The sequence below is a fragment of the Paenibacillus pseudetheri genome (assembly GCF_924513355.1).
Taxonomy (GTDB): Bacteria; Bacillota; Bacilli; order Paenibacillales; family Paenibacillaceae; genus Paenibacillus_AQ; species Paenibacillus_AQ pseudetheri.
Map to the genome: position 1 here is coordinate 16,023 of NZ_CAKMAB010000017.1, position 17,892 is coordinate 33,914.

A 17,892-nucleotide genomic window follows, 5' to 3' on the forward strand; every position below is an offset into this window, starting at 1 on the left:
TATTAGTATTGTAACATGATCTAAATAGAAGTGAAAAAGATGCCCAGGGACCATATGGACCGGGCATCTTCCGCTTGTTACTCCATGACCTTGAACATGCCCGTCATACCAGGGGCATGATTCTGAAAGCCGTATCGTTCGTAAAAAGTATCATTCCCCTGTGATGCGAAAAGTCCGACGAACGCGCTAGAAAAACAATGAGATCGAATATAGTGTATTAGCTGTTCAATAATGACATTACCAATGCCTTGGCCCTGAAATTCGGGAAGCACGGCTACGTCCTGAATATAGAAATACATGTGACCATCGCCGACGATCCGCCCCATACCGATAACCTTGTCTTCCTGAACAACGACCATTCCATAAACCGAATGAGCCAGAGAGGCTGCGGTCATTTCCGTATTCACATTCCCCCAACCGACAGCTTCCCATAAATAGGCATGCTCCTCGGTCGTGGGTAATCGTTCAATACATTCATAATGTTGTGCTGTTGTCATAGTTAATCACCCATTCTTACTTAAGTTATTGTAGCGATTGTAGTGTAGTAAGCTCCACTGTAATCAGCCCCTTTTAAATGAATGGGTATTGACTGTGATCTTGTTAGTTCGTAGGTGCAGGTGCGGTATATTTCAGGAATGTCTTCGGAATTGGGCTTTCGAAGGTCATTAACTCTCCTGTAGTAGGATGAATAAATGAAAGTACACGAGCATGCAGACCGAGACGGCCTACCGTTTTGGTCTCAGCACCATACTTCTTGTCTCCTGCAATCGGATGGCCGATATCTGCCATATGAACACGAATCTGATTTTTGCGTCCAGTTTCAAGCCTTACCTCAAGCAACGAGAAGTGGCGGTTCGCCTGAATGAGCTTATAATGTGTGATCGCATGCAGACCATCGCCTTCATGAGGACTGGAGTACATTTTCAGGGTTGAGGTTTCTTTTAACCAAGAGCTAACTGTACCTTCAGGTCTTTTAACGGCGCCTTCGACTAGAGCTACGTAAGAACGTTCTTTCACGGTATCTTTCCAAGTAGTTTGCAGTGCTTGCTGGATCCGTTCGCTTTTGGCAAACATCATTACCCCAGACGTATCGCGGTCCAAGCGATGCACGACAAAAATTCGGTTCTTAGGATTGCTGATGCGGACATGCTCCATAAGCTGGCGGTAAGCGGTCAATTCATTTTCTTCCGCAGTGGCAATCGATAGTAGTCCAGCATCCTTTTGAATAATGATTAGATCATCATCTTCATGGACGATGGTGAGGCCGATCATTTCTGCTACTTGTACAGGCTTCTCTTGATCAATCGTCACAGTTTGACCCGGATGCAATTGAAAATTATGCTGTGTGACTACTTTGCCATTCACTGCTACTTGTCCACGCGAGAGGATAGATTTAATAGCATTTCGTCCCCGGCCTGTGATATGTGTGAGTAAGAAAGGCAACAGCTCAGAAGGTTCATTTACAGTGAAAGACTTAGGTGCAGCGGGTGCTGCTTTAGCTTTATGATTAAGCTTGCCAGTTGGCTTGCTGTGCGAACGAGTACCTCTTTTGGCTGTTTCTTTAGAATTTCTTCTTGTGTTCATGACTGCATTCTCCGTCCTTTAATATTGTACTCCTCAATATACCATGGGCAGTTAAGAAATACTATGTGAAGGGCAGCAAGAAACGAATTCGATCTATAGATAGAATAGTTGAGCTAGCCCTATCAGCAGGAATAAGCTGAAATATATCCAACCGATCACATTAGCGGATTTCTTTTCCCGGTGCATAGCATTGACCGCATATATTTTAGTATCCACAGTAAATTTTCCAAAACAAGAAGTGGAAGGACGATTTCATGAGTGTTGCTCAATACACTTTTGACCGCTAAACTAAAGATAGAAACGCTTAAGGGGTTATGAGAGATATGATGATGCAAGCACCTACTATTGAACAGGCGCAGGCTGAGCTGCAAAAATATTACGGTTATCCTGATTTTCGGGATGGTCAGAAGAAGATTGTTCAGAACTTGCTGGAAGGTCGCGACACACTCGGTATTCTTCCTACGGGAGGTGGGAAATCAATTTGCTATCAAGTTCCTGCACTGCTGCTTCCTGGGCTGACACTGGTGATCTCACCATTGATCTCTCTGATGAAGGATCAGGTCGATGCGTTAACCACGGCAGGTATTCCGGCAGCCTTTATTAATAGCACGTTAAGCGGGAAAGAAGTAAATGAGCGGATTCGGGCTGCCCGTCGCGGCGATTTGAAGCTGCTTTATGTCGCGCCCGAAAGGCTAGAGCTGGACTGGTTCCGACTGGAGATGGCTGAGCTGGCGATTTCCTGTGTGGCTGTGGATGAGGCGCACTGCGTATCTCAGTGGGGACATGATTTCCGCACAAGCTATTTGTCGGTGTCGCCATTTGTGAACGAGCTGCCACAACGGCCGATCTTGGCTGCATTTACAGCGACGGCAACACCAGAGGTCATGGAGGATATGGTTCGGCTGCTACGTCTGCGCGAGCCAGGTATTTTCATGACTGGACTCGGAAGAGATAATCTAGCAATGTCTGTGCTACGTGGAGAGAATAAACGGGAGTTCGTTATGGATTACACAGCGACGCATTCCCACCAGCCGGGTATTGTATATGCGGCTACACGCAAAGAAGTGGATGATTTATATCAAAGGCTACAGGCTTCAGGAATAGCAGCAGGCCGCTATCATGCAGGTATGAATGATCAGGAGCGGGCAGACAGTCAGGAAGGCTTTCTATATGATGATATCCGGGTCATGGTGGCCACGAACGCTTTTGGGATGGGGATTGATAAATCCAATGTCCGCTACGTAATTCATTACAATATGCCAAAAAACATGGAAGCATATGTTCAGGAGGCGGGGCGTGCTGGACGTGATGGTGAGCCTAGTGAGTGTATCCTGCTCTTTAGTGCGCAGGATATTATGACGCAAAAGTTCCTGATCGAGCAGAATCCGCAGGATACGGACCGTAAAGCTAACGAATATCGCAAGCTTCAGCAAATGATTGATTATTGTTATACTACCCGCTGTTTGCGCAGTGCCCAGCTGGATTATTTCGGTGAGGAGCATCAGGACAAGTTATGTGGTATTTGCAGCTCGTGTACAGATGAACGAGAGCTTATAGATATGACCGTAGATGCGCAAAAGATATTCTCTTGCATCCACCGTATGCGGGAACGTTATGGAGTAGCATTGGTGGCTTCTGTGCTGAAAGGCTCCCGCAATCAGAAAGTGATGCAATATGGTTTTGACAAGCTGCCAACGCATGGGGCGATGTCGAGCCGGACAGAGAAGGAAATCTCGGAGAGCATCAATGTGCTGATCTCAGAGGGATATCTGGCCTTATCGGAAGGACAGTATCCAGTCGTACGGCTTCAGCCTTTGGCTGCCGAAGTATTGCGCGGGCAGCGTGAGGTGATGCAGCGGGTGGCGCGGCCATCACGAGCAGGTGCGGCATCTGGTACCCAAGTTCGCAGTCGCGGACATGACCTGTCACCTTCGGCAGTCAATGAGACCGTCTTCGAGCAGCTGCGTCTGATCCGGCGAGAGTTGGCGGGACGTGAGCATGTGCCCTCATATATTATTTTTAATGATGCCACGCTGCGTGAGATGAGTGTGGTTTGCCCGCAGACCGAAGCGGAAATGCTGAGGGTAAAGGGTGTCGGGGAAGTGAAATACCGGAAGTATGGTAAGGCATTCCTAGAGTTTTTTCAAAATGAAATGTAGAAAAGGTCGTGTAGCATTGAAAATCGTTCTGACCACGCTAAACGCAAAATATATCCATACCTCACTTGCGATCCGTTTGCTTAAAGCCTACAGTGAGCATGAATTTAAAGATATTCATTTGGTGGAGTACACCATTAAAGATCCCGTGATGAATATCGTGTCCGACTTGTTTCAGAAACGGCCAGATGTGATTGGCTTCTCCTGTTATATCTGGAATATCGAAGAGACGCTCAAGCTGATCGGAATTCTTAAGCAAGTGATGCCTGAGGTTACGATTGTTCTCGGAGGTCCGGAAGTTTCTTATGAGCCACTTCATTGGATGAAGAGAGAAACTGGCATTGATTTCATCGTCAACGGAGATGGAGAAGAGACGTTCCATCATCTGCTGCAGGAGCTGAGAGACGATCGTAAGTTTCACTTTGTGTATGGTGCCGCTTATCGTAAGGGAGAGGAGATCATTGTAAATCCACCTCGTCCCAAAAGCGATCTAAATACGTTGCCTACACCGCATCGTTTTCCCGAGGATATTCCAGATTTGAGCAAACGCATTGTTTATTTTGAGACAAGCCGTGGGTGCCCATTTAACTGTCAATTTTGTTTATCCAGTATTGAGGTAGGCGTACGTTACTATGATATTGAACGAGTGAAGTCTGATTTACTTTACTTAATTGAAAATGGTGCCAAAATCATTAAATTCTTGGACCGCACCTTCAATATCAACCGCAACTATGCGATGGAAATGTTTCAATTCCTGATCGATAATCATCAAGGCTGTGTGTTCCAGTTTGAAATCACAGCAGATATCATGCGGCCAGAAGTTTTGGATTTCCTGTCGAACAATGCGCCTCCGGGCATCTTTAGATTTGAGATTGGTGTACAGTCTACGAATGATGAGACGAACGAGCTCGTTAAACGCCGCCAGAATTTCAAGAAGCTGTCTCGTACAGTAATGAAGATTAAGGAAAGCCGCAATATCGATCAGCATCTGGATTTGATCGCGGGACTTCCAATGGAGGATTACACCACCTTCCGTAAAACCTTTAATGATGTATTCGTTATGGAGCCAGAAGAGCTGCAGCTTGGATTCCTCAAAATGCTTCGCGGGACGGGTCTGCGCGCACAGGCGGCAAAATATGAGTATACGTATATGGAACATGCCCCTTACGAAATTCTTAGCAGTCATATGATGACCTTCTCGGATATTATCCGTTTGAAGCGGCTTGAGGATGTGCTGGAGAAATACTGGAACAGCCACCGGATGGACCATACGGCCAAATACTTGATCCGTCACGTGTTTGATTCACCATTCGATTTCTTTCAGGAGTTCGGTGACTACTGGGAGGAGAGAGGCTGGCAAAAGATTGGGCATCAGCTGGAGGATCTCTTTATCCGTTTGCAGTCCTTCTTGATTGATCGTGGGACACCGTCTATGGATATTATTACTGGGCTAATGAAGCTTGATTATTTCCTAGGACACAAGTATAAGCCTCGCAAAATCTGGTGGGATTTCGTGCTGGATAAGTCGGATTGGTCGAGCTACTTGAAGAATATCGCTGCTAATCCGGGTCAAATCTCTGCCCAGTTGGCAGAAGCCGGACTTAATGAAAGAGAGCTGCAAAAGTATACAGTGCTTGAAGTGCTGCCATTCTCGCTGGATGCGGTGCTGGAATCGATCAGCGGCCTACGGGCAGATGGGGGTTCAGAAGAAGAGGAGGCAGACAATGCTGTCGACGGGGCTGTACCTTCTCCTGAGTCATTAATACAGGGAGGTACAGAGAGTAGTATAGAAGAATCTGTCCAAACCTCAAGCACGGCTGTAGCCGTAGCTGAACCATCTTCCGTTCGTGAAGGTCGCACGCTCCTAATCGTAATGTATCAGCAGAACGAGAGCCAACGCGCTCAGTATTATACGCTGCCTTTGTAATAGGGAGGTTCAGTATAGATCGCTCCCTTGGGGCGGTCTATTTTTTGTTTCATGTGCAAGGGTCATTTGAGTCCGAAAGCGCGGAGGATGGTCGGGGCCGGCGTAGGCAAGCGCGCAAAACCCAAAACGAAGAGCAGCGATCCCCAAATAACGGGAGGATCGCTGTTCTTCTGTCTCAAATAACCTCTTAAATTGTAGTCGTAACCTCAGAAGGGAGATGCTGTTCTAACCAGTTAAGCACATCGGCCGTAACTTGATCCCGGTTCACCTCATTAAGCATTTCATGCCTGCCACCTGGATAGAGCCGATACTCTACGTCCGATATCTCTCGTTTCTTGTACAGCTCCGCAAGACGAGGAATGCCTTGGCCGCTCATTCCTACAGGATCCTTATCCCCACCAAATATATAAATGGGCTTACTTGTACATAAAGTCTTAAGTGATTCCTCCGAATGGATCTCCCTTAGGAGGTGGAAGAAACCACGGAAAAAGCGTGTTGTACAAATGGCTCCGCAGAATGGATCGGAGATGTACTTATCTACTTCCGCAGCATCGCTGCTCAGCCAGTCATATGCAGTTCTTACGGGAGAAAAAGCACGGTTGTAACTGCCGAATACTAAGCTGTTCAGCAGTACACTACGGTGATGTTCACCCTTTAGCTTGAGCTGTGCACTAGCCAGAGATTCTCCAAGGCGCAGCATACCACGAGGGCCATTTGTACCGCTTAGGATAAATCCTGCATAGATTTCGTTACCATCTTCACACATCAGCTTTTGAGCCAGAAAGGAACCCATACTATGAGCGAATAGAAAGATGGGCTTTCCTTCATGTTTGGAGAGTGCTTTGGCTGCTACCTGGAGCAGATTACGCCGCATCCAATAGAATCCGTCCTCCCCAACATCGCCCAGCAGATCGACTTGACCAGCGGTTTTACCGTGTCCGCGGTGATCATTTACATATACTGCATAACCTACTCCTGTTAATGCTTCTGCAAAACGAGCATAACGGATAGCTGTTTCACACATACCGTGAGAAATTTGTACGATTCCTCTAATTGGCACATCGGATTCAGGTAACCATTCATAGACATGGATATTTACACCGATGGGATCCGTTAGGGTAAAACTGTTTTTCTTCATGGTCCATACCTCCTAAAGGTTCTCGACTTATGGTAAATAAGAGCGAAGCACAGTAGAATGACCTTCGATAGCGTAACGGCCTAGACTGGAAGGAATCAGATAGCATTCTCCTGCAGCATAAGGCTGGGAGCCGCCATCCCAAGTAAGATGTCCGCTGCCTTCACAGATCACTAGAATAGTGAAGCTGTCTTCTGTAGTGGTGAGGCCCCATGAACCATTTACGATTCCTTTTTCTACGATAAAATATGGCGAAGCGGCAAGTTGCAGCCACTCTCCAGGGACTGCGTTATCTGTCTTCATTGAAGTAGCCCCGGCGCCTTCATATGCTGTAACATTAAGTGAATCTTCAATATGAAGCTCACGTGGTTTCCCGTCCAGACCAGGACGGTCATAGTCATAAATGCGGTATGTAGTATCGGAATTTTGCTGGATCTCTGCTACAACGACACCAGCGCATAACGCATGAACGGTTCCGGCTGGAATATAGAAGGAGTCTCCTGCAGAGACAGATACTTCTTGAAGGCTATCCATAACGGTGCCTTTTTCCAGTGCTTCACGCAATGTTTCACGGTCTACGCCTTCTTTAAGGCCATAGATGATTTTGGCACCTGGCTTAGCGTCTAACACGTACCACATCTCTGTTTTGCCCAGTTCACCTTGTGGCAATGCCTCATAATCATCTGTAGGGTGGACTTGAACGGAAAGATTGTCGTTGCAATCCAGCAATTTGATTAGCAGAGGAAATCTTCCACCCGTTTCTGAAATCCCTTTGCTTCCGAACCATTCATGGCCGAACTGCTCACGAATTTGATCTAAGCCTTGACCGGCTAACTCTCCGTTTACCACCGAAGACGTTCCATTCGCGTGATCGGCAATCATCCAGCCTTCGCCAATATGTCCTTCTGGTAGATCTAAGCCGAATTTCTCCAGCGCGCGGCCTCCCCAGACACGTTCTTTAAACTCCGGTTGGAATTTCAAAGGATATGGTTGAGTCATTGCTACATCTTCCTTCCCAAATATAAAATAGTGTGATGCTTACAGTTTAAGAGGGGGTTCCTTTTTCTTTTCGAGCGCAATCATATAAGGTGAATCCGTGCGCTGCAGCTGACGATAAACAATGCTTTGTGCTACCTTTTGGGAAACAGCCGCTGCCCAAGATTCAACGGCAGCGGCTTCTTTATCTCCGCCTGCATGGCCTGGATAAAGAACTGCCGTAATGATCCCACCTGGACGCAGTACCTGGAGAGAAGCTTCCAAGGCTGCAATGGAGCTGCCCGGCTGAGTGATGATGTTCTTATCGGCATCTCCTGAAGGCAAGTAGCCTAGATTGAACATTACAGCTCCAACGGTGCCATGCCAGTTCGCTGGAACAGCTTCAGCCATTTCGGCGTGACTACGTTCCAGCAAGGTGACGGTGGCGAGCGAGGGAGCTTCCTCTCTTGCAAGCCGCAGGCGCTCTTCAGCCAGCCTCAACGCTGCAGCTTGAATGTCAAAGCCGTAGACTTCACCGCGAGCTCCGGTTGCTTTGGCTAGAAAAAGCGTATCAGCACCAGTACCTACAGTGGCATCAATCGCACGATCACCTAAAGTTAACCGCTCAGAGATTAATTTATGAGCAAAGCTTAAAACGGACATAAAGCCCATTAGCTCTTCCTCCAATACTTACCCTGCCAAGTATCACGAGCAACTAGCTCATCGTCAATGGCATTTAGCACTTCCCATTTCTTGAGACTCCACATCGGTCCGATTAAGAGATCCCGAGGAGCATCTCCAGTCAAGCGATGTACAATCATTTCAGGGGGCAGAATTTCTAGTGAATCGGCAATGAGCTTCACATACTCGTCCTGTTCCATGAATCGTAGCAATCCAGCTTCGTATTGCTTCACCATTGGTGTTTTACGCATGAGATGCAGGAGGTGAATCTTAATTCCTTGCACATCCATGCGAGCCACAGCAGATACTGTTTCGAGCATCATTTCATGCGTCTCCTGTGGGAGACCGTGAATGATATGGGTGCAGACACGAATGCCGTGACGCCGCAACTTCTCAACAGCATCTACATAACACTGGCTATCGTGAGCCCGGTTAATTAGCTCAGAGGTGGAGTCGTGTATTGTCTGGAGACCCATCTCTACCCACAGATACGTGCGCTCGTTTAGCTCCGCCAAATATTCGACAACATCATCCGGCAAACAGTCAGGCCGTGTAGCAATAGATAGTCCAACGACACCTGGCTGCTGTAAAATCACTTCGAAATATTCTCTAAGCTCTTCGACCGGAGCGTACGTATTGGTATAGGCCTGAAAATATCCGATGTATTTAGCGTTGGGCCATTTTAGATGCTGCTTGTCACGGATATTATTAAATTGGGTGACGAGATCATCTCGGCGACTTCCCGCAAAATCACCAGAACCTCTGGCACTGCAAAAAGTACAACCACCTTTAGCGATGGAGCCATCACGGTTGGGACAGGTAAAGCCTGCATCAAGCATAACTTTGAATACCTTGGTGTTCATGTGTTCACGCATTTCGTAATTCCAGGTATGAAAACGTTTATCTCCCCAAAGCTGCGGAGGAGTAGTGTATTGAAGATTAGACACGAGGAACTCCTTTCTGAAAATATAAACATGGATAAGTATCCTTATCCTTATATTTTTCTGAGACGGATGGCATCCTTTATAAAAGAACACACAGCCATTTCTTATAATCCAATACATTGTATCAAAAAACAGAGCTCGGCGTAACATTCACTCCCGGTACTGGCATGAAAAATAGGCCGGAGGTAAGGCGCTTTCAACTTGAAAATGCTTACATAGTATGTTATATTCAGAGTGTGAAAAGCTGCTGCGGCATAAAGAAATTCAGCCAGGAGTTCATAATTTCGTGTCGTCCGATCCATAATAATAACCGTGAGGTGATAGCAATGAATTCTCAAACGGTATATGCTGAGGGTAAAGATTCGATTGAAGTCCACTTAACGCCAGATGAAGCCCTTGCACTAACAGGCGTGGAATTTAACGGCAACCCTAAGATCAAGACAGATGCACAGCGTAAAATTCGCAGTGCATTCGAAAAAAAGACATTTGCCACAAGCTCAAACACAAAGTAGATCCTAATCTACCGGACAAGAATGAGCCTTAATTCCAAATATACACAACGAAGGAATTCCCATGGATAGCTCATTTAAGAGCTGAGCCAGAGAATTCCTTTTTCTTTTTTACCCCAATCCCTTTACTTTTCGGGACAATTTCGGCACAATATTGCAAGTGACAGTTATCGTATAAGAGATAATCGGAGGAATACCTATGCGTTTACGCGGAAGAAAAGGAATACGTGAAAGTTTGGAAGAACAGACGGATCTAGTCATTCTTGACCCTCGGAGCTATAAAGGTGAGTGGTCCAAGCTGTTCGGAAATGATCATCCGATCCATGTGGAGTTCGGAATGGGCAAAGGGCAGTTTATCAGCCAAATGAGCTTCAAATATCCCGATATTAATTTTATCGGCGTTGATATGTATGATGAGCTGATCCGCCGTGCTGGAGATAAGGCTAGAGCAGTATGGGAGCCGGCAGGTCATGAGACGCCGCCCAACCTGAAATTGGCACTTGCCAATATTGATTATGCAGAGGAAGTATTTGCGCCAGGAGAGCTGGAACGGATTTATCTTAACTTCAGTGATCCGTGGCCGAAAAGTAAGCATGCTCGTCGTCGTTTGACACACCCGCGTTTTCTTGACAAATATCGGGGGCTGCTAAGCGAACTAGGTGAAATTCACTTGAAAACAGATTCTCGAAGCCTATTTGAATTCTCATTAAATGCATTTGCGGACTTTGGTTTACAGATGAAAAATATTTCTTTGGACCTACACGCAGAAGGCATCATAAATGAGGATCATATCATGACGGAATACGAGACGAAATTTGTCGGGCGTGGTGTGAATATCCATCGTTGCGAGGCAATTGTAGGTGCAGAAGCGCTCAAGCAGTATCAAGCTACCCGATTGGATAAATATCGGTTGTAGTCACAAAGAACTGCTCCAAAAGACATGCTTCAATAAAAAAGCGGCAGCCTCCAAGTGTTTGGAAGCTGCCGCTTTTTTAAATTTACTATTCCAGTAATTCGATAATGCTCTGAGCACATTGCAATGGGTGGTGACGGGCGATTTCCTCAAGATGAAGTTTTCGCTTGTTCTGCACATCCTCATAGTTGTTTATGAGGCGTTCCATCCACATCACGACTACGTCTAAAGATTCTATCGGCTCTCCAAAACCTGCAGCGGTAAAATAGCGGCAATTCTCCTCCTCCTGCCCAGGGAGAGGATTGTAGAAAAGCATCGGAATTCCCTTAGCGAGTCCTTCACTGCAAGTCATTCCGCCTGGTTTCGTGACGAGCAGATCGGATACCTCCATAAGCTTATCAATCTCACGCGTAAAACCGATTAAGGAAATATTAGGATGATTATAACGTGGATCTTCTTTCATTTCACACAGCAGCTTATCGTTATTACCAAGACAAAAGACAATTTGAATCTTCTCTCGCCAGTCTGCCAGACAGGCATTTACAACCTGATCGTTCATGATCCCCCAGCCGCCGCCCATGACTAGTACTGTTGGGATATCCTTCAAATTAAATTGCTGTCGAATCTCCTGCTTTCCAGGATGCTGCCAGAAGTTAGGATGTACGGGTATCCCTGTAACCTGAATTTTCGCAGCAGGAATGTTTCGTATGCGCAATTTGGATTTAACCTCTGGTGTTGATACCAGATAACGGTCTACCTCTGGACTGATCCAGCTGGCATGCGCGTCATAATCCGTTATAACAGTTACGAGTGGCACCTTTAGGGTAGGATCCAATCTCTTAAGGCGAGATACTACAGCACCCGGAATGAAATGTGTGCAGACGATAACGTCAGGTTTTAACTGCATAACAACATTTTTGGTATGTGTATAAAATATACGATGCAGGGCAAGCGTGGTAAGACGATTAAATGATTTCTGGTGACGGTAGACATACCCCATCAGCTTTGGCTGTGTCGTTACCGTCTTACGGTAAGCGGACAGAATAATGGGTGCCATTTTGGGGTTTAGGAAATTCCCAAGTTCTAGCACCTTTGTTTGTAAATTGGGTGACAGTTGGCGCAGACTGCTCGACAGCGCATATGCTGCTTGAGTATGTCCCGCGCCAAAGCCTTCTGAGAGTATTAAAATTCTTTTTTTTTGCAATTTTGATTCACCTATTCTCAAAGGTTTTCCCGGTTTAACCATATATAAACTCAGATCCATAAGGCTATGGTGCCCGCTGCAACACTGGTTCCGATCACTAAGCCTGCTAAGACATCAGATGGATAATGTAATCCCAGATAGATGCGTGAGAACCCGACAATACAAGCCAGCGGCAGCAGAATAACGGTCAAGGCGGGAAATGCTACCATATATGGGACCGTTGCAGCAAAGATGGCTGTAGTATGACCGGAAGGAAAAGAATGATCCTTTAATGGATTACGAAATGTGTTCGTATCCGGTAGCGCCAGATAAGGCCGCATGCGTGGATACAGTTTTTTGGCGACAGCAACGGGCAAATGGCTAACAGCAAGAGCCGTCATTGCTTGCAGGCTAGCGGTTCGCCATGGCTGAGGAGCAAATGCCCATATCAGTATGTTGATAACAATTGTGCTTGTAGCTCCACCCAAATGAGTGAGATAGAAGAGCCAAAAGTTAAGAAAACGATTATGCATTCGTCCGTTGATCCACTTAAAAAGGTGCCGCTCCCAGAGATGTAGCTTCATGAATAAATGTCTCATATCTTGTCCCTCCGCCAGTCGGCTACCGATAACAGGTGCTTATGAGCAGTCCGTTCTTTAGCATTAGATCTGTCTTAATCATACTTTTTAAAGGTAGTCCATTTCAAGGAAAAGCTCAGTTTTGCTAGAAATTTGCTAGTTTTGACTTAGAGCCGCTAACGCCGTACAATGATTCAAGCGGACTAAACATGTTTAAAAGGTAAGAGATAAATAAGGATCCGAAATAATGGAATCCATACAATTCTTTTAAACAACACATATAAAAATTGTGAAGTCTGCCTAGAATAAGAATACTCTTGGTCTAATTTAAGGGATGCAACAAAAGGGTCAGAAGGAACGTCAAGCAAGCTAGAGAGAAAAAAAAGAACACCGAGAGTGAAAAAAGGGGGCATCAAAAGGTCATGACAGACGCACTGTTTGTTACGCTCCAAGTGATCTTGGCAGCAATCGCAGTATATCAGTTTACCTTTTCGTTATTTGGTCTGCACAAGAAAAAGACAAAGACAAAGTATAAGCCGGAAAAAACATTTGCAGTACTTGTTGCTGCACATAACGAGGAAGAAGTCGTCGGCGCGTTAATGGAGAACCTGAAGCAGCTTAACTATCCTTCAGAATTGTTTGACGTATTTGTAATTTGTGACAATTGTACAGATGGTACAGCTCGCATTGTTAGAGAGCACGGAATGAACGCTTGTGTCCGTACTAACCCGAATCTACGTGGTAAAGGTTATGCAATTGAATGGATGCTCAAGGAGCTTTGGGGCATGCAGCGTCAATATGACGCAGTTGTAATGTTTGATGCCGATAATCTGGCACATACTGAGTTCCTAATGGAGATGAATAATGATCTTTGTTCAGGAGCACGTGTTATTCAAGGTTATATTGACACCAAGAATCCAGAAGATTCATGGATTACTGCAGCGTATGGTGTGTCGTATTGGTATATTAACCGTTTGTGGCAACTTTCACGCCATAATTTGAATATGGCGAACTTCCTTGGCGGAACTGGAATGTGTTTCGAGACTAATCTCCTTAAAGAGATGGGCTGGGGAGCTACAAGCTTGGTTGAGGATCTGGAGTTTACGATGCGCAGTGCATCTCATGGTGTATATCCTAAGTTCAATTATGACGCAAAGGTTTTTGACGAGAAGCCACTAACTTTCAAGGCCTCTTCAAGACAGCGTCTGCGCTGGATGCAGGGACACTTTACTGTAGCTCGTCGTTATTTTTTCCCATTACTTTGGCAAAGTATTAAAGAACGTAGCTTAACGAAGTTTGACCTTGCGCTTTATGGAGCAAATGTGTACATTGTTTTACTCACCTTTTTAATGACGGCGGTAATGTGGGTGGATATGGCCCTCTTTAACGGACCGAATATTGCTAATATTTACGGTAGCTTGCCAATCTGGCTCGGTTTCCTTGCGATCGGTTTGAATCTGGTGACCTTTGGGGTTGCGATGGCTTTGGAGAAGGTTAAATTTAAGAAGGTGTACGCTTATCTGGTGTTCTTCCCAATTTACCTGATCTCTTGGTATCCTATTACGTTCTATGCGTTCTTCACGCAGAACAACAAGCAATGGAGCCATACCAAGCATACGCGTGTCGTAAGACTTGAAGAAGTGCAAAGCAAGCAGGTTTAAGATATCTAAGAATTTGAATAAAAGAATTGACACTCCGTTTGGAGTGGTGTATAGTATTCAAGTACGCAAATCATAGGGATTGCAAGAAGAAGCACCTGCTTCTCACCTGACTGGCATATTCGCCGGCTGGTTTTGATCTCAATGCTTTATGAATGTTAATGTTCATGAACGTTGATCAAACACGGGGTGTCGGGTGTTACCGGCACCCCTTTTTTATGGAGTAAGGTAGTATAGTTGTTAAAAAGATCCGGAGGTGGAGAGTTATCAGTAAGGAACATATGATCAATGATGAAATTCGGGCCAAAGAGGTACGGTTGGTTGGTGCGGAAGGTGAACAAATCGGAATTAAACCGATCCGCGAAGCGTTGCAAATGGCGATCGATCTTAATCTAGATTTAGTCAATGTAGCACCCCAGGCTAAGCCGCCGGTATGCCGCATCATGGATTACGGCAAGTTCCGTTATGAAACGCAGAAGAAAGAGAAGGAAGCCCGTAAGAACCAGAAGATCGTTGATATCAAGGAAGTCTGGTTCCGTGCTAACATTGAGGAACATGATTATCAAACCAAGTTCCGCAATGTGATCAAGTTCTTGGGTGAAGGCGATAAAGTAAAGTGCTCCGTACGTTTCCGCGGACGTGAGATCACACATGCGAATATCGGCCAGAAAATCCTCGAGCGTGTTAAGAACGAAGTGGCTGATATATCTGTTGTTGAGCGCCAGCCTAAGCTGGAAGGTCGCAGCATGATTATGATCTTGGCTCCTAAAGCCCAATAAATCTGGAGTCACTTGCTTACATGCAATTTGGCGCCGCATAATATTCAAGGAGGAAACACCATGCCTAAGATGAAAACACATAGCAGCCTGAAAGGCCGCTTCAAAATTACCGGAACTGGTAAAGTAACACGTTACAAAGCTCACAAAAACCATTTGCTGTCCCACAAATCTAAACGCGCTAAGCGCGTTCTGAACGGTAATCCAGTAATGGCCCCTGGGGATGTAAGACGTTTGAAACAAGGATTGGCTAACTTGAAATAGTTTATCACACATTTTTGGGAGGTTTATTAATATGGCAAGAGTTAAGGGCGGATTTGTAGTTCGTCGTAGACATAAAAAAGTATTGAAATTGGCAAAAGGTTATTTCGGTTCTAAACACCGCATTTTTAAAACAGCTAAAGAACAAGTAATGAAATCGATGGTTTACGCTTACCGCGACCGTCGTCAAACTAAACGTAACTTCCGCAGACTATGGATCGTTCGTATTAATGCAGCAGCTCGTTTGAACGGTCTTTCTTACAGCAAGCTTGTATACGGCTTGAAATTGGCTGGTGTAGAAGTTAACCGTAAGATGCTGGCTGATCTGGCTGTAAATGATCTTAATGCATTCAACTCATTGGCTGGTATTGCCAAAGAAAAAATCAACGCGTAAGTGTTGTAATATAATCGAAAAGCACCGCCTGCGGGTTGCCCATGCAGCGGTGCTTTTTTGTGTGGTATGAAGGATATAGAATGAGGAGATGATTCCTCAGCCGTTAAAAAATGAGAAAAAACTCTGCTTAATGCAGAGTTATTCCCAGTACTTCACAGTATTGAGCTCGGCAGCGAGCTTTTTACTGATGGTTCTTCTTACTTTGCGTAGCTCGGAACGTTCATTAGCTGATTCGCTGATCAGTTTCTCTTCATCGGTCTCTGGAATTATGGCAGGAACTGGAGTGGGGGTACCATCCTCCCCGACTGCAACAAAGGTAAGGAATGAAGTGGCAGCGACAGCGCGCTCACCCGTATATAAGTTTTCTGAAATGATCTTTACGAATACCTCTATGCTTGTGCGTCCGGTCCAAGAAACGAAGGATTCAAAGCATACGGAGTCTGTAGGTCGGATGGGCCTCAAGAAGTCGACAGAGTCTGTAGAGGCTGTAACGACATTGGCACGGCAATGGCGCATAGCTGAGATGGAGGCTACTTCATCGATGCCGCTCATAAGCTTACCGCCAAACAATGTTTTGTGATTATTAACATCATTAGGGAAAACGCGTCCGGTTTTGAAGACGCGGGATTCACGGCAATATTTAAAAGCCGGCATCGTTTGTGGATTTTTTTCATCGGTCATATCTGATAACTTCCTTTCAGTGCAAATACTAAGCAATCATAATAATAGAAAACACATAAGTGTGCAATAATATTTGTATTGTGTTGGAATACTATACAAAGTAAAATAAGGTTTTCTAACATCATTCAAACATGATGATAACACGTCGTGTCATGGAAAGCGGTTACTTACGAAAAAGTACAAATATTTATTGACCTGAGGTCATTTATGGACTGGATTTTAGATTTTATTGCAGTTATAATTTGATCTATGGAATGTCCAAGTAGAACACAGATGACATCCAATATTTTAAGGGGGATCACATTCAATGAAAAAAGTTTTCAAGCTATCTCTTGTAATGTTGCTGGCGTTCACAGTAGTATTGGCCGGTTGCGGAAACAACAACGCTAAGAATGCTGCAAATGGCGAGACTAATGCAGGAACAAATGGCGGAACAAATGCCGCAAAATCTGATTTCAAATTCGGTATGGTTACTGACATCGGAGGCGTAAACGATAAATCGTTTAACCAATCCGCATGGGAAGCATTACAAGCTCTTGAAAAAGAAACAGGTTCTTCCGTTAAATATTTGCAAAGTAAATCAAACGCTGACTATGAACCAAACCTTAACCAATTCGTTAAAGATGGCTACAACTTGACTTGGGGTATTGGTTTTGATCTTGGCGACGCAATTAAGAAAGTTGCTAGTGAGAACGCCAACGCTAACTTGGCAATTATCGATAGCGTAGTAGAGGCGCCTAATGTAGCATCCGTTACTTTCTCTGAGAATGAAGGTTCCTTCTTGGTTGGTGTGGTTGCTGGTTTGACTACAAAAACTAACAAAGTAGCTTTTATTGGCGGTATGGAAAGCCCAGTAATCAAACGTTTTGAAGTAGGATTCAAAGCTGGTGTAACAGCAGTTAACCCTGACGCTAAAGTTACTATTACTTATGCAGGTGCATACGACAAACCAGATACTGGTAAATCTCTTGCAGCTACATTGTATAACGATGGTAATGACATCATCTTCCCTGCTGCTGGTGCAACAGGAAATGGCGTCTTCAACGAAGCTAAATCCCGTAACAAAGCTGGCGGTGCTAAAGTATGGGTTATCGGTGTAGATAAAGACCAATCCATTGAATTTGGTACAGACGTAACTTTGACTTCCATGATCAAACGCGTTGACGAAGCTGTTAAGAAGGTTTCCAAAGAAGTAATCGATGGTACTTTCAAAGGTGGTACTACAACTGTTCTTGGTTTGAAAGACAATGGTGTAGGTATCTCTGATACATCTAAAGTTAACGTTTCTGAAGAGATCTTGGCTAAAGTTGAAGATTTCAAAAAACAAATCATTGATGGAACAATTACAGTTCCTACCGAATAAGATCTCCCTTTTATTTATCGGATTACAATAAGCAATAAACAACAAAGAATAAGGCCGGTTATGCGCTGGCCTTATTCCTTTTTAAAGCACTGGTTATGATAAGCTGGACATAGTTATACCGCCTTGAAGAGGGCGGTACATCCTTGTCCACATTGTAGTTATATATTCTGTGAT

General features: G+C 44.9%; 18 protein-coding genes. 9 read left to right on the plus strand and 9 right to left on the minus strand.

The window, feature by feature from the left end:
- Nucleotides 1-77: 77 nt before the first annotated feature.
- Entirely contained in the window at nucleotides 78-497 is a 420-nt protein-coding gene (locus tag L1028_RS16550) for a GNAT family N-acetyltransferase (RefSeq protein ID WP_234535626.1), read from the minus strand.
- Nucleotides 498-600: 103 nt separating this feature from the next.
- Complete coding sequence (locus L1028_RS16555; RefSeq protein WP_234535628.1) at nucleotides 601-1,584, minus strand: RluA family pseudouridine synthase; 984 nt, start codon at nucleotides 1,582-1,584, stop codon at nucleotides 601-603.
- Between the two features lie 323 nt (nucleotides 1,585-1,907).
- Between L1028_RS16555 and recQ the strand changes: the two genes are divergently transcribed.
- The gene (recQ, locus tag L1028_RS16560) at nucleotides 1,908-3,743 is read left to right on the plus strand and encodes a DNA helicase RecQ (protein ID WP_234535630.1); all 1,836 of its coding nucleotides are present in this window, start codon (nucleotides 1,908-1,910) and stop codon (nucleotides 3,741-3,743) included.
- Nucleotides 3,744-3,759: 16 nt separating this feature from the next.
- The gene (locus L1028_RS16565; protein WP_234535758.1) at nucleotides 3,760-5,667 is read left to right on the plus strand and encodes a B12-binding domain-containing radical SAM protein; all 1,908 of its coding nucleotides are present in this window, start codon (nucleotides 3,760-3,762) and stop codon (nucleotides 5,665-5,667) included.
- Nucleotides 5,668-5,854: 187 nt separating this feature from the next.
- Here L1028_RS16565 and L1028_RS16570 read toward each other — a convergent pair whose 3' ends face one another.
- The 4 genes from L1028_RS16570 to mnmL are packed head-to-tail and all read right to left on the minus strand — an operon-like array spanning nucleotide 5,855 to nucleotide 9,405.
- Entirely contained in the window at nucleotides 5,855-6,805 is a 951-nt protein-coding gene (locus L1028_RS16570; protein WP_234535633.1) for an alpha/beta fold hydrolase, read from the minus strand.
- A gap of 27 nt (nucleotides 6,806-6,832) precedes the next feature.
- Complete coding sequence (locus L1028_RS16575) at nucleotides 6,833-7,801, minus strand: type I phosphomannose isomerase catalytic subunit (protein WP_234535635.1); 969 nt, start codon at nucleotides 7,799-7,801, stop codon at nucleotides 6,833-6,835.
- A 39-nt stretch (nucleotides 7,802-7,840) separates the two neighbouring features.
- Nucleotides 7,841-8,449: a tRNA 5-(aminomethyl)-2-thiouridylate-methyltransferase MnmM gene (gene mnmM / locus L1028_RS16580; protein ID WP_234535637.1), complete on the minus strand. Its 609-nt coding sequence runs from the start codon at nucleotides 8,447-8,449 to the stop codon at nucleotides 7,841-7,843.
- Entirely contained in the window at nucleotides 8,449-9,405 is a 957-nt protein-coding gene (gene mnmL, locus L1028_RS16585; protein ID WP_234535639.1) for a tRNA modification radical SAM protein MnmL/YtqA, read from the minus strand. The genes mnmM and mnmL overlap by 1 nt, the downstream gene beginning before the upstream one ends.
- A gap of 323 nt (nucleotides 9,406-9,728) precedes the next feature.
- Between mnmL and L1028_RS16590 the strand changes: the two genes are divergently transcribed.
- Nucleotides 9,729-9,914, plus strand: a complete 186-nt coding sequence (locus L1028_RS16590; RefSeq protein WP_042125061.1) for a hypothetical protein — start codon at nucleotides 9,729-9,731, stop codon at nucleotides 9,912-9,914.
- A 196-nt stretch (nucleotides 9,915-10,110) separates the two neighbouring features.
- A complete protein-coding gene (trmB, locus tag L1028_RS16595) occupies nucleotides 10,111-10,827 on the plus strand; it encodes a tRNA (guanosine(46)-N7)-methyltransferase TrmB (protein WP_234535641.1) in 717 nt (238 codons plus the stop codon).
- An 85-nt stretch (nucleotides 10,828-10,912) separates the two neighbouring features.
- On the opposite strand, the gene L1028_RS16600 is transcribed toward trmB, so the two are convergent.
- Nucleotides 10,913-12,028 carry an MGDG synthase family glycosyltransferase gene (locus tag L1028_RS16600; RefSeq protein WP_234535643.1) on the minus strand — a complete coding sequence of 372 codons (1,116 nt, stop codon included), beginning with the start codon at nucleotides 12,026-12,028 and terminating at the stop codon, nucleotides 10,913-10,915.
- A gap of 50 nt (nucleotides 12,029-12,078) precedes the next feature.
- Nucleotides 12,079-12,606, minus strand: a complete 528-nt coding sequence (locus L1028_RS16605) for a phosphatase PAP2 family protein (RefSeq protein ID WP_234535645.1) — start codon at nucleotides 12,604-12,606, stop codon at nucleotides 12,079-12,081.
- A 401-nt stretch (nucleotides 12,607-13,007) separates the two neighbouring features.
- Between L1028_RS16605 and L1028_RS16610 the strand changes: the two genes are divergently transcribed.
- From L1028_RS16610 to rplT, 4 genes are all read left to right on the plus strand, one after another.
- Nucleotides 13,008-14,246, plus strand: a complete 1,239-nt coding sequence (locus L1028_RS16610) for a glycosyltransferase family 2 protein (RefSeq protein ID WP_234535647.1) — start codon at nucleotides 13,008-13,010, stop codon at nucleotides 14,244-14,246.
- Between the two features lie 278 nt (nucleotides 14,247-14,524).
- Nucleotides 14,525-15,022, plus strand: a complete 498-nt coding sequence (infC, locus tag L1028_RS16615) for a translation initiation factor IF-3 (RefSeq protein WP_042125071.1) — start codon at nucleotides 14,525-14,527, stop codon at nucleotides 15,020-15,022.
- Nucleotides 15,023-15,082: 60 nt separating this feature from the next.
- Nucleotides 15,083-15,283 (plus strand): 50S ribosomal protein L35, encoded by a 201-nt coding sequence (rpmI, locus tag L1028_RS16620; RefSeq protein WP_036679507.1) that lies wholly within the window; start codon nucleotides 15,083-15,085, stop codon nucleotides 15,281-15,283.
- Between the two features lie 31 nt (nucleotides 15,284-15,314).
- Nucleotides 15,315-15,674, plus strand: coding sequence for a 50S ribosomal protein L20 (rplT, locus tag L1028_RS16625; RefSeq protein ID WP_042125073.1), 360 nt, complete (start codon nucleotides 15,315-15,317; stop codon nucleotides 15,672-15,674).
- 138 nt (nucleotides 15,675-15,812) lie between these two features.
- Here the strand turns inward: rplT and L1028_RS16630 are convergent, their stop codons facing one another.
- Nucleotides 15,813-16,355 carry an acyl-CoA thioesterase gene (locus L1028_RS16630; protein ID WP_042185711.1) on the minus strand — a complete coding sequence of 181 codons (543 nt, stop codon included), beginning with the start codon at nucleotides 16,353-16,355 and terminating at the stop codon, nucleotides 15,813-15,815.
- A 307-nt stretch (nucleotides 16,356-16,662) separates the two neighbouring features.
- Here L1028_RS16630 and L1028_RS16635 point away from each other — a divergent pair, with 307 nt between their 5' ends.
- A complete protein-coding gene (locus L1028_RS16635; RefSeq protein WP_234535649.1) occupies nucleotides 16,663-17,718 on the plus strand; it encodes a BMP family lipoprotein in 1,056 nt (351 codons plus the stop codon).
- Nucleotides 17,719-17,892: the final 174 nt, after the last annotated feature.